We start from the raw sequence: 13930 nt of genomic DNA on the forward strand, positions 1-13930 counted from the left end.
ATTGTTGTAATTGAAATTAATTATCTAACCAACGTTCCAAGTCTTCCATGGCTTTAAATGTCAAAATCGTCTCAACCAAACAGTCTAATTCTGACAACGACAATTTCTCTATAGTAGTCATTACTTCTAGATTAACTGCTCCAAATTTCTGTTCGATGACCAGGGAAAAAAATTTTAAATTCTGCTCAATTTTTGCAAGAGCAATCTCACCCTTCCTATCTCCGATAAATACTTCCTGCTTGTGCAACTCCTCTAATTCTTGATTACTTAAATTAGCACGACTGGCAATAGTTAACGCTTCTTCTATTTCCGGTACTTCCCCTAGGGATTCGGGAACCCTCTCCAAACTGGGGGCAGCTTTGAGAAAATAAATCCATTTATCACTAAGGGTTTCTAATTCTGATAGTTCTTTATTGAATTTTGGCAACTCTATAAAAATCAATGTTAACTCGTCTCGATAGTTAAATAGCTGTTTTTCTTCCTTGAGTCGAAACCGATTAATCATTTGTGAGCTATTTTTAAACAGCAAAAAATCAGCAATACTCAAAGCAATAAATGGTCGTAAGGTTGTATTAGTTTCTCCCATATCTAATTGGTTTGCATAAGCCTTGGCAATATTGTAAATCACTCGTTTCTCGAATGCTTCAACGTTTAAGACTTGCATTTCAATAATTACTGTAGAGCCATTATCTAAAACTGCCCTCACATCGAGATAAGTATCTTTAAGCGTGCTGGTACTCCCCGGATTATAGGGATCGATTATTTCTAATGATTTTATAGTATTTTTGCCTTCATAAACGATAGCGTTAAGAAAGCTGATGAGGATTTTTTGACTGCGTGTTGAGCCAAAAATTTTCTTAAACGCAAAGTCAGTTTTGGGACTAATAAATCTCATGATCAGTGTCCAGGAAAAACAGCTTAGTCCTCCTACGTTGAGTATAACCCAAACTCCGCTTTGGATTGAGTCTAAAGTTTAGTACTGGCGTGACCGGGTTAAAATAGGACTTTGTTTGTAGTAAGCACAAAGCGTGCTTTAACGCCTAGCTGGAGAGGGCTAAAGCCCTCACTACGAACCAAATCTATTTCACCATTTTAGGTGGGTCACGCCAGTACGATACGATCATAAAAATAGAGTGACGGGATGGTTACGGGATGAGAATGTTCTCCCGTACTTGTTTGGGACTGTTTACCCAATCAGTTGACAACATTCACGTTATCGCCATCTTTGAGATAAGCTGCACCTTTAACCACAACGCGATCGCTAGGAGACAACCCACTTTTAATTTCCACCCGATTATCACCTAGAAGTTCACCCACCTCTACAGACTGGGCTTTAACCGTATTATCGGGTTGCACAATATAGGCGATCGCACTACCATCACTTTGAGGCAAAATAGCTTTGGCGGGTACTGTTAACCCTTGGGCGGCTGAGGTGGTAATTGACGCCCGTAAAAACATACCCGGTTTTAATGATGCTGAGGCGGGTAAATCGATCTTCACCTGCGCCTGACGGGATGCTTCATCAATCATCGGGTCAATTTCCCGAACGTTACCCGACAGTTGCAAGCTACTATCCGCATCTGAGGTAATCGTTACCGATTGTCCCGGTTTAATTTGGGGAAGTTGGGTTTCGGGGACGTTAACAATCAGTTCTAAACGTCCATTTTCGATGATTTTGAATAGGGTTTGGGAACCAGAGGTGACATCTCCCACACGGGCATTCCGTTCAGCTATTTTACCACTCACGGGGGCAACGATGCGGGTGTTGTTGAGTTGTGCCATCGTCGATTGCACCTGCGCCTGTGCCTGGGCGAGTTGGGCTTCGGCTTGGGTAATCACTTCCCGCCGGGGTCCAGCCTGAAGTTGAGCAAGTTGCTGGTTGGCTTCTCGTAACCGGGCTTGTGCCTGTTCGAGTTGGGAACGATAGCTGCGTTCTTGATTGTAGACTTCATCTAAGCGATCGCGGGCAATAGCACCTTCAGCTTGGAGTATTTTATTGCGATCGACCCGGGTTCTAGCTAATTCTAAGTCTGACTCGGCGGCTGCAACGGCAGATTCAGCGCTGCTGACGGATTCTTTAGCACGGGCAATTTCTTCACTACGGGAACCCGCCCGAAGTTCCGCGAGGCGGGCTTCGGCTTGAGCCACAGATGCTTGGGTTTGGCGTAATTGTGCCTGGAGTACCGAATCATCCAGACGGGCTAATAACTGTCCAGCTTTGACAACCTGTCCTTCTTCCACCAACACCTGTTGAATTTGTAAGCCTGTCGCCTGAGACAAGACGGGACTCATTTCAAAAGCAGCGACACTTCCGGTGGCGTCTAAGCGGCGGTTGACACTCTCGGATGTAACTTGGGCTACAGTTACGCTTTGACTCGGGGCAGATGATGTGGCGACGGGAGGTTCTGCTATTGGGGCGTCTGACTGTTGAGACGAGACTAAGCGCGTCGCCCCTAACGCTAAGAGGACACCAATGCCGATACCCAAAAACAGCCCTTTTCCACCAGATAGCCAGCCTTTTTTTGCGTTCTCGGTTCCAGATTGGGGAGAGGAACCTGCATCCTGTTCATAAGTGTCGGCTTCAGCGTCAGGTAGATAGAAGACAACATCGACATCCTGTTTTAGTTCGGCAGGCTTGGCGATAGAAGAACGATTCAACTGGCTTTTCTTGGGATTTGGTGCTGTCTGAGTCACGGTTATTCCTCTTGGACGGATCGAGGGTACTGGTGTTGTAAAGACTAATTTAATAAATATCTGGTTACTTTACTTAACACTACTTTACATTGTAGCGCAATCTTGACCAAGCGGTTGGTTGATACTATATCCGGGTCAACCATCTATCTCCCTTTATGGTGAGGACAAGGCAACAGGCAACAGGCAACAGGCAACAGGCAACAAGACTCAAGGTATAAATGTATAAAGGTGGATTTGTTATGAGGAGGCGATGCAGTGCCACGGCACGTCTGGAAGCTGGGGAAGATGTAACCTTTCTTTAAGATATGGCAGAAGTAACGAGTTCAACATCACCCATTAGACTCATCCAACAGAGTGATTTAGGTCGAATGCCACTGACTTTAGAGTTTGTAGTAAGCGCTTAAGCGCTTCTGGCACTAAAGTGCCTACTACGAACCCAGCTTAAGTCAGTAACATTCGATTTAGGTCTTTTGTCCTTTGTAACGTCGGGGCGGGTTTAGTTTCATCTGGGTGTAACCGAAAAGATAATAGTGAAACCCGCCCCTACACAATCTTCCCCAGCTTCCCCATCTCCCCCAGCTCCCCCAGCTCCCCCAGCTTCCTCTGCTTCCTCTGCCCTCCCACTCCCCCGAATTGGCATTGCTCATAAGGACGAGGGACTAGGATGAGTAAAGTAAGCCTGAGTCCCTTTCAACACCTCTTTATATAAAATTTCTAATTGACTAATATTCCCACTCAGGGTATAGCGTTCTAAAACTCTAGCTCTAGCTTTTTGACCCAGAAGCGTTGTCCATTCCGTATGATCTCGTAACAAGGGCAAAAGGGTATTCAATTGAGACGTGACCCGATGGGTATTCAGAATAATACCCGCACCACCTTCTAAAACCTCACCATCCGCCCCCGCATCGGTGGCGACACAAGCCAAACCACAAGCCATGGCTTCGAGTAATGATAAGGAAAGTCCTTCTAATAACGACGGCAAAATAAATACATCGGCGGCTTGCAGAATCTCAATCCGCTGCTGTTCATCTGCCACAAATCCTAACCAGAGAATCCCATCGGATCTATCATAAAAAGGTCTTAACGTGGGAACCAGAGATCCATTCCCAACAATCAAAAGCTTGCACCTATCAACCATTTCCGACTGTTTCCACGCCTTGAGTAACGCCTCTACATTTTTTTCTGTAGCAATGCGACCTTGATAAACAAATAGACGTTGGGCATCAAATCGGACTTTCAAATTCGATGTGCCAGGAGCATATTTCTGCACATCAACTCCATTGGGAATTACGGCGAGTTTATGGCGAGGAACTCCCAAACGCACCAGCAAATCCCGTTGCAGTTGAGAAAAGATAATCACCCGATCATAGTGTGCCAGAAACGGGGCATAGAGTTGATAGGCAACCAGTTGGGTTCCCGATTTAAAATTGCGGCGTTTGCCATCAAAGGGGGGATGAAATGTGGCAACGAGGGGTAAATTCAGGTCTTCACAGATTTCTGGAAGCAGAAAATCTAAGGGAGACAAAGTGAGAGACGCATGGACTAAATCCGGGCGCAGTTGCTGTAGAGCCTGTTTTAAAACCTTACTCGCTTTAGGAGAGGGAATCGTATAAACTTGGGATTTATACAAGCAAGGGAGGGATACCTCCTGACAACCCGAACACAGGGGATCTGCGACGGTTTCGTCGTGGGCAAAATGGAGAAAACTAACTTGGTATCCCCGGTCGAGTAAAGCATTAGTAACTTCTCGACCGTAAGTGACATTGCCACAAAAGGGTGATTTTTTTCCGATCCAGGCGATATGCATTCAAGTTGAATCGTGAGTCTCTATTTGTCAGCGTGGGTTAACATCGCTGATCCTGTACCGGAAATATACCAGTTTAAGCACCCTCCCGCGATCGCAATTATGGCTAAACTGAATAAGACGGGAGCTAAACCCAGCCAGGTTTCGGCTAAACCCGCTAAGGCTAAGGGCAGACTCAGGGCAATATTTACGCCATTATTTTGCAGTCCAAACACCTTCCCTCGCATCTCTTCCGGGGTTTCGGCTTGAATAGTGGTTTGCATGGGAATCCCTACCATCGCCCCACACATCCCCAACAGGGCAGTCATTCCTAACGCCATCCAGAGACTATGAGTAAATACTGATAACCCCACTAGCGCCGCTGACATGCCGATTGATCCATAGAGACTCAAGCGATTGTGGGTAAAATGCTGACCCCAATGTCCCAGAATCGCCGCACCCGCAGCCATTCCAATACCGCCCATTGCCAGTAAGAAGCCAAATTGGGAGGCTTTCATCCCTGGAAGGGTTTCGGCAAGTCGTACCGCTAACACGGCTAAGGCGGCGAAAATGGAGAATAAAATCACTAATTGAATCATGGCATTGCGGACGCGCCGTTGCCGTTTGAGGTAAAGCAGTCCCTCCCAGATATCGGCAAATACGTGGGGGGTTTCACCTTCAGTCGGTTCCGTGTTTTCACCCGTTTTCAGCACTAGCAGCAACAATCCCGCGATCGCATACCCCCCGCCAACGACGAATTCCTTGCCAAATTGCCAGTCAATCCCTAACTGCGCTACTAATTTATCGGTCAAGGCTAATAACGGATCACCCACGGCAAATCCAATAATCAAAGATGCCATCATCGTCGTGGTATAAAGGGAATTCGCCGAGAGCAAATGACGACGCTTGACAATCAACGGAATAACCGCTTGTTCAGCCGGGGCAAAAAATTGGGTTAAGGTCGAAACTAAGAATGTGATAATCAACAAGCCATAGAAGCCGACGGGCAACTTATAGATGGGACTCCAATCCTGAGTCAGCCATAACACCGCCGGAACTGACCAAACCAAGACACCTCGCAGCAGATTCGTCGAGACAAGTACCGCCTTTTTTGACCAGCGATCCACGAACACCCCCGCCAAGGAACCAAACAGGACAGCCGGAATCGTAAACGCAATCATCAAGGCTGAAACCCAACCACTGATGCTGGTTCCCGCCTGCTGAAAGTGGCTAGCAATCAAGGCAATCATCAACACCAGATAGATTTTATCGGCAAGCTGAGAAAAAACCTGACCACTCCACAAGGTTAAGAAATTACCATTTTTCAGAACGGGTACAAACCCCTGTTTGCCTGGTTCAGCAGTTGGTTCAGCCGTTTTCGCCGGGACGTTCTCTGCTTGACGCGGCGGCTGGTGAGGTTCTCGATAATTGCGCTTAGTCGCAGACGATGACTTTTTTTGGGCAGGATGTTGGTTAACTCGTTTGGATTCAGATTCAGATAATCGCATTCTTTACTCTTCAGTTGGCTGCTGTGGCTGATTAACCCCAATGGGTGAATCGTCCACTCCAGGTATTTTGATCGGTTTTGTATGAAACTACACTTTCTCTATCATCGCATGTGAACTACCCAGCGCTAATCTCTAATCAGGTAGAGTGTGGGCTTTTGACTTCGTGGAGGACTGCTTTCGCCGTAAAAACCGTCTATGTTCGTTTGTAGACAGATGCTAATTAGACCACAAATTATTTATTGGGAATCGATTGCCATGATTTGCAGGATGTTCGGGATTATTGCGGTTGTAGGGGCGAGTCGCTGCACAAATATGGCGGTGTGAGAATTAACCTGTCTCGACTCGCCCTTGTCTAAAGATACGCGGTGTCCGGTAAATTATGATGTATGGCGAGTCTATGATTCGGCAGACATCGCCAAGGCGTCTACTAACGTAGCTGAACGAATGGAACGACCAAAGTGATACTGGGCATAATCCCGTAACATGCGCTCCACTTTTACCCAGAGGGGCGCGATCGCATCTAGGCATGACGGGGATAACTCAGCCGCCGCGAGCTGTTGTACTATTGTTAATTCAATGGCATTCAGTTTACAGGTCAACCGTGGCAGAGGGGATTGATCGACACCATGGCTACGGCTAGCAACGGGATGGAGTACCCTCTGAGGTTGAGACGCCTCTACCGCTAAACGATAGGTTCCACCCACCTCCACACTAAACCCAACCTGCCAATTCTGATCCGTAAAATCAGGCTGAATCGGGTGCTGAGAGATACAACACTGTTGCACTTGCGGCGCAATCCCAGCTAACGCCAATAGGTGAAAAATCCCCTGGCAAAGGTGTGCCAAAAGGAGAGATGTTCCGGAGGGACTGCTGCTTAAGGGGGGTAACTGTTCCAATCGCCGCAGATGCTCATTAAACAAAGCGTACAATTCGGCTTGGGGTTGCTCACTTAGAGCATGACATAAGACTAATTCCGCTAGGTACTGACTTGCAGCTAGTTTCCCTAAATCCTTCGCCAATCCTGGATAGGATTCCAAGGTTTCAGCTTGAGTAATTTTATCAAGCGATCGCCCTTTGTAAATCAATAACTGATTCACCACAAACAAGCCCATTCTACCCGCCAATTTCGAGTTCTGTTTGCGGGAACCTGGTGCCACTACCCGAATCAATCCCCACTCTGGCGTTAAAATCGTGACTAGGCGATCGGCTTCACCTAGCGGCATACTTTTTAGATTAATCCCCGTGGCGTTATAGGTTTTAGTCATTTGTCATTCGTCATTTGTCATTTGTCATTTGTCATTCGTCATTTGTCATTTGTCATTTGTCATTTGTCATTCATGTCAAGACTCTCGGATTTGGTGGGGGCGGGTTTAGTTCCGTTAATGGTTTGAGTCGCCACATTATTGGTCAAACCCGCCCCTACATACTTAAACCTCATTCCTCGCCTTTTTCCTCACGCTGTTGCAACAACTCTGGTCCACGAGAGGTTCCTAATCGGGTTGCTCCGGCTATGACTAAATCTAACGCTTGTTCGATGGTGCGGATACCTCCTGAAGCTTTAATCCCGATTTGTCCTTTTGTTAAGTCTTTCAAAAATTTGACATCCGACACTGTTGCACCTCCATGCCAACCTGTACTGGTTTTGAGATATTGCGCCCCAGCATCAATGCAGATTTCGGCGGCGAGTTGTTTTTCAGTGTCAGTTAAAAGCGTTGTTTCTAAGATAACTTTGACGGTTTGCCCGGTTTCCTCGCAGATTGGGGCAATTTCGCGATAGATAGCGTCGGTGTTCCCGGTTTTTAATGCCCCTAAATGAAGCACGACATCCAATTCCGTCGCGCCATTTTCTACTGCTTCTTGGGCTTCGTAGAGTTTAGCCGCAGTTGTGGTAGCACCACTGGGAAAGCCAATTACGGTACAAACCTTGGGCGTTTTGTTGTGTAAGAGTTCAGCCGCGAGTTTGACGTACACTGGATAGACACAGACTGTGGCAAACTGAAATCGATCAGCTTCACGACACCATTTTTCCACCTGTTCGGGTGTCGCCGTGGGCGAGAGGAGGGCATGATCAATGAGAGGTGCAATATCGATATCAGGATAATCCATTGCGATCGCGTTTCTACTTTATAAAACCTAACACCTAAAACCTAACACCTAACACCTACTGAAGTGATGCCAAGTCTTGAACAAAATCTTGATGATCTTGACTGGCTAATCCCTGCTGCAATACGTCTAAAACCTTGGCTAAATCTCCAGCTAATAACGCGGCTCTATCTAGCCACAATCCTGAAAAAACAGTTGAACACAGAATCCCTTCGCGATTAGGTTTAAGTTTAGTATAGTCTCCTTCCCTTAACCTAAACCAATCCAATTCACCGTTTTCAACTCGCCACACTAAATACTCTTGTACTCCATTACGGCGATACACATTGAGTTTTTGGTGCAAATCAATGGAAACACTACTAGCCGCAATTTCTACGATCAACTCAGGCGCACCTTCGATATAATCATCGTCGCTAATTGTTGATTGTCCACCGACTTTAATTCTCAGAATAGCATCCGGTTGAGGTTCGTTATCCAGATCCAGCCTAACTGTACAATTGTCGCCCAATTGCAGATTAGGAGTGAAACTTGTGTAGAAGCCTAGCCACAGCATAATATGAGCATGGGGTTCGCCATGTTGCGTAATCCTGAGGGGAGATGCCATATAAACGATTCCTTCAATTAATTCGGCTTTTTTCAGATCAGGCATAGCCGAATAGCGATGCTCAAATTCAAAACGGTTGAGTTTGTCGCCGTTTTCTAAGCGGGGAATTGTTAATCGAGGAGAGAGTTTTGTCGATGTCATAGTTACCACTCGCGATCGCTGCCTTTATTATCCTTTTAAATACTAGCATCTACGCCCATTTGGGCGTAGGGAAGAATTTGACCTGTAGAATGTGAAAAACTACTGAATTTTGGGATTTTCCATCTCTTGACGCAGTTGATCGGCTTCTTCTAAAGTGGCTTCGGGATCTTCATCGGTTGAACGTTGTACATAATTTATCTTCAGTTCTTCTAACAAGTCAGACAGCAACGACTGAAGTTCTAGCTGTGTTGCCTCATCCTGTAATTCTTCCCGCAGGGCGTACTTAAAATTGTGACTCAGTTGGTCAAACAGTTGTCGCCCTTGTAAATCAGAATAAGAGGTAGCCAGGACTTCGTAGGTTGTCTTAGCTAAATAATTGGAAAGGTTTTCCATAACCTCTTTGGGCAACCCTTTCATTCCCGGTACTTGTCGCAATCCGGTGTAAAAATCTGATTGTTGCAGCGCTCCTTTGAGACTATGATGTAATAATGCCTGTAAATCGGGTTGAACTTGCGGTAAAACTTTATAAATAGAGAGTTCTAAGAGGCGATCGGTGATGGCATCGACTTTATTAATATCGCTAACTTGGACATACGTCTCAGGTTGCAATATGGCACGCGCCATATCTCCTTTGTCAACAGATTCTTTGGTTTGATTAATCAGTCGCACCATCAAAAACATCGATACCCGATCTGCCAAATACGCTGCTGGTTCATGGGTGACTTGTGCTAAAATTCGCTCCATATTGAACAATCCTGATTGATGCGATCGCACAGATACCGGAATAATCCGTAACCAGCGCCAGGTGGGAAGGAGTAGCAGCATGTCGTACCAGCGCCGCCAGAGGGTATCTCCCCATGTCAACTTCTCTTGGCGTCGAGAAATAAAGAAGGTACGGAATAAAAGCTCAATCCCAAAAAAGGCAATAAAATAAAGGTCAATACGCCAGAAGTTATCAACGAGTTGACCATTTTCATCGGTGGGTCGAAAATAGTTACTGTTTAGTAGCGGTCGAATATCGCTGTTAAAGAATGAGAGGGCGTTTTCCCAGCCTACTTGCGCTAGATACTCCTGTCGCCAAAATCTTGCAAAGGCTTGCTTGGCTGATTCCGTATTCAGATGATCGCGCATTCGCCGCTTCAGTTTAGCGAATGTACCAAACTTGTTGGCTGCCAAAAATGGGTTCTCTTCAATCAGGTCATTACTTTGTTGGCGCAACTCTTGCAAGACTGGTTCAATTGGCGGTGCTTGCAGTCCCTGTTGGGAGATTTGTACGGTTAAAGCATCAACGGTATTGAGGTAACGTTGGGTATCCGGATGAGGCTCAATACTTTTAACCGGGTCATAGACTGTCACAATCTTAGGAAATTCTCGCACATAAACATCCCGCAATGGGATATAGCTGAGATTGAATAATGCCAGCAGGATATTCGCCCATGCAATTAAGGCGGTGAGCTTATTCCACCAGTTCCGACCCCGGTTTTTGTAGGAATCGGCATGGGTTTCCTGCGTTAGAGCTTGTTCTGCCATTTCCCCGTTGAATAATCACTGCAAACAAATCGGGGCAAGTGCATCACCCCTATTTCAACTGAGCGTATCAGACGCTACAGTAAATTAGTTATCTCCCTAGATAGAAGACAGAACTGGATTATATCATTCAATAGATAGATGCATGAACCCGACGAATCCCTCAATAATGAGTGAGGAATTAAAAATTTATGGTTTAATCCAGCCTTTTCGAGGTATATTTAGGTTAAGTTTTTGACGTTAACGAGGTATTCTTATGGCTACCGAACCAGACCAGCAACAGATATACCGAGACAAAGTGCAAGCTGAGTTAAACAAGCTAAATGCTCAGGTTGATGAAATGAAAGCCAAGGCAGCCCAAGCCCAGGCTGATGCTCAGATTCAGTACAATAGCCATCTTGAGGAACTGCAAACCAGACAGGTTGCCGTACAAAAGAAACTGGAAGAACTCCAGGCGGCTAGTCAAGATGCTTGGGAAGATATCAAAATTGGTGTAGAAGCCGCTTGGCTGGATTTACAGCAGTCCTTCCAAAATGCTGTTGCCAAATTTGATCAAAAATAGTGATTGGAGATTAGCTAGCCCTTAACTTTGCTCAGGGAAAATGGTTTGTATGGGCGGGTTTAGGAACTTTCTTTTAGCTGTGGATAAGAACGTTTGTTCAAAACCCGCCCTGACCGATGTGCAGGGGCGGATTTGGCTATTATATTGTTACCTTAATGTTACTCAACCCGCCCTCATCTCCCCAGCCCCCCTGCATCTCCTTTACTTTTCACGGGATCTGGAAAACCTCTCTCCAAACCTCTCTCCTACAAGGAAAGAGGCTTTGAATTCTCCCCTTCCGTGCAAAAAAAGCGAAGCATCCGCTGTCCTCCCCCTTCCCTCGCAGGGAAGGGGGCTGGGGGGTTAGGTTTGATATCGATTTTTCTAAATGGCGTGAAAAGTTAGCTGCACCTCCACCCATCTCAAGCTCCCATTCCCGAATACTGCTTCAATCCCTTGCGCCACAACCAGCGATTGACGCCAAAAAATAACAATCCCCAACCCACCATAACCAAAATTCCTTGGACAATATTAACAGGTAGCCCCACTAACAACGCGGCGGGAAAATGAGCCAAGTAAGGGAAAGGTGTCCACTCGGCAACGGCTCGGACTGTAGGGGGAAAAACTTCCAACGGTGCCATCATTCCTGACAGAAACAAATAGAATAAATACCAAAATTGTTCCAGTGAACTGGCTCGCTCTGTCCAAAATGCAAATAAGGCAAAGGTATATTGGATTAAAAATCGTAGGGCAAATGCCATTGTCGTGATGAATATAAACAATAGTATATCACCCAAACCAGGCAACCAAAAGGCTGGGGGATAGAGGAGAAAGAACAAACCTAAAAGTATAACCGATAAAGGTAGGCGAACAAAGCGTTCAGATAGATGACCTGCAACATGATGCCATACAGGATCAATGGGTTGCAGGAGTTTAGGAGATAGTCTGCCCTCTACCACTTCTCGTTCAAAATCAAAAATCATCCACACCACAGTAAACTGGCGAACGATAAAAACGGATAGGAAGTAACGCATAAATTCTTCAGGAGTTAGTTCAAACTCCCCGGCTTGAGATGCCTGCATCCAAACTCCCATAAGAATCAGCGGCAAGCTGTTAGACAGTATCCAAAAAAAAAGCTCTGCTCGGTATTCCAACATGTGAGCATAGTACACAGATAGAAATATCTTACTGGTATAAATTAATCGCTTCATAGTAATTAGACGCTGCTGAATCAGTATTGTGGTGGGGGAGATGGGGAAGGTAAATAATTAATGACTAGAAAAAAGTTTTCTATGTAGGGGCGGGTTTCACTACTATCGTTTGAAATGGTGCGTTACGCTACCCTACCCTACCCTACCCTACCCCTCGGGAACGCTTCGCGAACGGGAACGCTTCGCGAACGGGAACGCTGCGCGAACGCTAACGCACCCTACACCCGCCCTGTCCAAATGATTAATTTCTGGACAAATGACCAATGACAAATGACAAATGACCAATGACCAATGACCAATGACCAATGACCAAAAATCACGAAACAACTCCGGCTCGGAAAACCCGACCGATGACTTCTTCGATGGGGGGGTCACTAACCGTTAAATCTATCACCTCTAAATCCGCCAAAATCCGAGCCACGGTACTTGTCAGCTTTTCACGCTGTACGAGGAAACGTACTGCTAACCCATCCACCGCTTCTATTTCTGCATAACCTGATAACTCCTCTTTTGACAAGGGTTGAGCCAGTTCTACTTTCACCTCCCGATAGGGAGCAAAGCGATTGAGGAGTCCCTCCAAGCTGCCATCATAAATCATCTGTCCTTCATAAATTAGCAGCACTCGCTGACACAGCGCCGTAATATCTGCCATGTAGTGACTGGTCAATAAAACCGTGGCTCCCGTGCGCTGGTTGTACTCGCGTAAGAAATTCCGCACCGCTAATTGTGCATTAACATCCAATCCCAACGTCGGTTCATCTAAAAATAAGACTTGGGGTTGATGCAAAAGCGCCGCCAGTAATTCAGCTTTCATGCGTTCTCCGAGGGAGAGTTTCCGCACGGGTTGCGTGAGTTTGGCTTCTAAAGATAACATTTCTGCCAGTTCCCCGACACGACGTTGAAACTGGTTGTGAGAAATTCCATAAACGGCGGCGTTGATTCTCAGGGAATCCAAGGCGGGTAAGTCCCAAAGCAGTTGTTGCTTTTGACCCATGACTAGGGTAATCTGCTGCAAAAAGTTGGATTCCCGCTGAAATGGCTGATGACCCGCCACCTTAACCTCACCCCCGGAAGGGTGAACCAGTCCGGTGAGCATTTTCAACGTCGTGGTTTTACCGGCACCATTGGGACCGAGAAATCCCACCACTTCCCCCGTACCAATTTCAAAGGAAACATTTTGTACAGCAACGACAGAGCGGTACTTTCGGCGCAAAAAGTGGGTGAGAGTCCCCTTAATACCGGGTTGTTTGACCGCTACGGGGTAGACTTTGCTCAGATTTTGAGCCACAACAATAGACATAATATTCTAGTCTACTTGACTCTTGGTGGAGAGCGATCGCGCATTTTGTAAATAACCCGCTTCAATACAGTCCGCCACAATTTGCTCAACCAATTCCCATAGCTGAGGTGTACCCTCTTGCACAGGTTCCATACGTTGCATCACTTGACCTTCAGTAATACCATGTAGCTGCCAGGTTCCACCCTGATTCTGGTAATTTAGCAGCAGGGGTTGTAAACGGTCTAGAGCGACGGCAAATCGGGCTGTCGGCGTGGCTACGGCTTCAAATTCATCCCAGATTTCCCGTAACGATTGCCCTTGGTCTTCGGGTAACATGCCAAAAATTTTGTCATTTGTCATGTGTCATTCGTCATTCGTCATTTGTCATTTATTCAGGAATTCATCATTTAGACAGGGCGGGTTTAGTTACATTAGGGTGGGCAAAAAACGATAGTAGTGAAACCCGCCCCTACACATAAAACTCTTTTCTAATCATTGATCATTCACCTCCCCCATCTCCCTCATCTTCCCCTGCTCCC

13 protein-coding genes are annotated in these 13930 nt (G+C 46.1%); 1 reads left to right on the forward strand and 12 read right to left on the reverse strand.

The annotated features are described in order from the left end of the window. Positions 1–16: 16 nt before the first annotated feature. The 9 genes from RIG66_RS30320 to RIG66_RS30360 form a co-directional block, all read right to left on the reverse strand. Positions 17–895: an Rpn family recombination-promoting nuclease/putative transposase gene (locus tag RIG66_RS30320; protein ID WP_446383299.1), complete on the reverse strand. Its 879-nt coding sequence runs from the start codon at positions 893–895 to the stop codon at positions 17–19. Between the two features lie 299 nt (positions 896–1194). Then, positions 1195–2643 (reverse strand): efflux RND transporter periplasmic adaptor subunit, encoded by a 1449-nt coding sequence (locus RIG66_RS30325; RefSeq protein ID WP_446383325.1) that lies wholly within the window; start codon positions 2641–2643, stop codon positions 1195–1197. 553 nt (positions 2644–3196) lie between these two features. Beyond that, positions 3197–3334, reverse strand: coding sequence for a hypothetical protein (locus RIG66_RS30330; RefSeq protein WP_446383301.1), 138 nt, complete (start codon positions 3332–3334; stop codon positions 3197–3199). A 3-nt stretch (positions 3335–3337) separates the two neighbouring features. After that, a complete protein-coding gene (locus tag RIG66_RS30335; RefSeq protein ID WP_446383303.1) occupies positions 3338–4501 on the reverse strand; it encodes a glycosyltransferase family 4 protein in 1164 nt (387 codons plus the stop codon). A 20-nt stretch (positions 4502–4521) separates the two neighbouring features. Further along, positions 4522–5985 (reverse strand): MFS transporter, encoded by a 1464-nt coding sequence (locus tag RIG66_RS30340; protein WP_446383305.1) that lies wholly within the window; start codon positions 5983–5985, stop codon positions 4522–4524. A gap of 395 nt (positions 5986–6380) precedes the next feature. After that, on the reverse strand, positions 6381–7250 hold the full coding sequence (gene recO / locus RIG66_RS30345; RefSeq protein WP_446383307.1) for a DNA repair protein RecO: 870 nt from the start codon (positions 7248–7250) through the stop codon (positions 6381–6383). Between the two features lie 169 nt (positions 7251–7419). Further along, on the reverse strand, positions 7420–8097 hold the full coding sequence (gene deoC, locus RIG66_RS30350) for a deoxyribose-phosphate aldolase (protein ID WP_446383327.1): 678 nt from the start codon (positions 8095–8097) through the stop codon (positions 7420–7422). Positions 8098–8146: 49 nt separating this feature from the next. Beyond that, the gene (locus RIG66_RS30355) at positions 8147–8833 is read right to left on the reverse strand and encodes a Uma2 family endonuclease (RefSeq protein WP_446383309.1); all 687 of its coding nucleotides are present in this window, start codon (positions 8831–8833) and stop codon (positions 8147–8149) included. Positions 8834–8932: 99 nt separating this feature from the next. After that, on the reverse strand, positions 8933–10363 hold the full coding sequence (locus RIG66_RS30360) for a hypothetical protein (RefSeq protein ID WP_446383311.1): 1431 nt from the start codon (positions 10361–10363) through the stop codon (positions 8933–8935). 253 nt (positions 10364–10616) lie between these two features. Here RIG66_RS30360 and RIG66_RS30365 point away from each other — a divergent pair, with 253 nt between their 5' ends. Then, complete coding sequence (locus RIG66_RS30365; protein WP_446383313.1) at positions 10617–10922, forward strand: hypothetical protein; 306 nt, start codon at positions 10617–10619, stop codon at positions 10920–10922. A 401-nt stretch (positions 10923–11323) separates the two neighbouring features. On the opposite strand, the gene RIG66_RS30370 is transcribed toward RIG66_RS30365, so the two are convergent. The 3 genes from RIG66_RS30370 to RIG66_RS30380 form a co-directional block, all read right to left on the reverse strand. After that, positions 11324–12112, reverse strand: coding sequence for an ABC transporter permease (locus RIG66_RS30370; RefSeq protein WP_446383315.1), 789 nt, complete (start codon positions 12110–12112; stop codon positions 11324–11326). Between the two features lie 316 nt (positions 12113–12428). Further along, positions 12429–13412 carry an ABC transporter ATP-binding protein gene (locus RIG66_RS30375; protein ID WP_446383317.1) on the reverse strand — a complete coding sequence of 328 codons (984 nt, stop codon included), beginning with the start codon at positions 13410–13412 and terminating at the stop codon, positions 12429–12431. Between the two features lie 6 nt (positions 13413–13418). Continuing rightward, positions 13419–13751, reverse strand: a complete 333-nt coding sequence (locus RIG66_RS30380; protein WP_446383319.1) for an HD domain-containing protein — start codon at positions 13749–13751, stop codon at positions 13419–13421. Positions 13752–13930 lie beyond the last annotated feature (179 nt).

Source organism: Coleofasciculus sp. E2-BRE-01 (assembly GCF_040221695.1).
In the GTDB taxonomy this organism is placed as follows: domain Bacteria; phylum Cyanobacteriota; class Cyanobacteriia; order Cyanobacteriales; family Coleofasciculaceae; genus Coleofasciculus.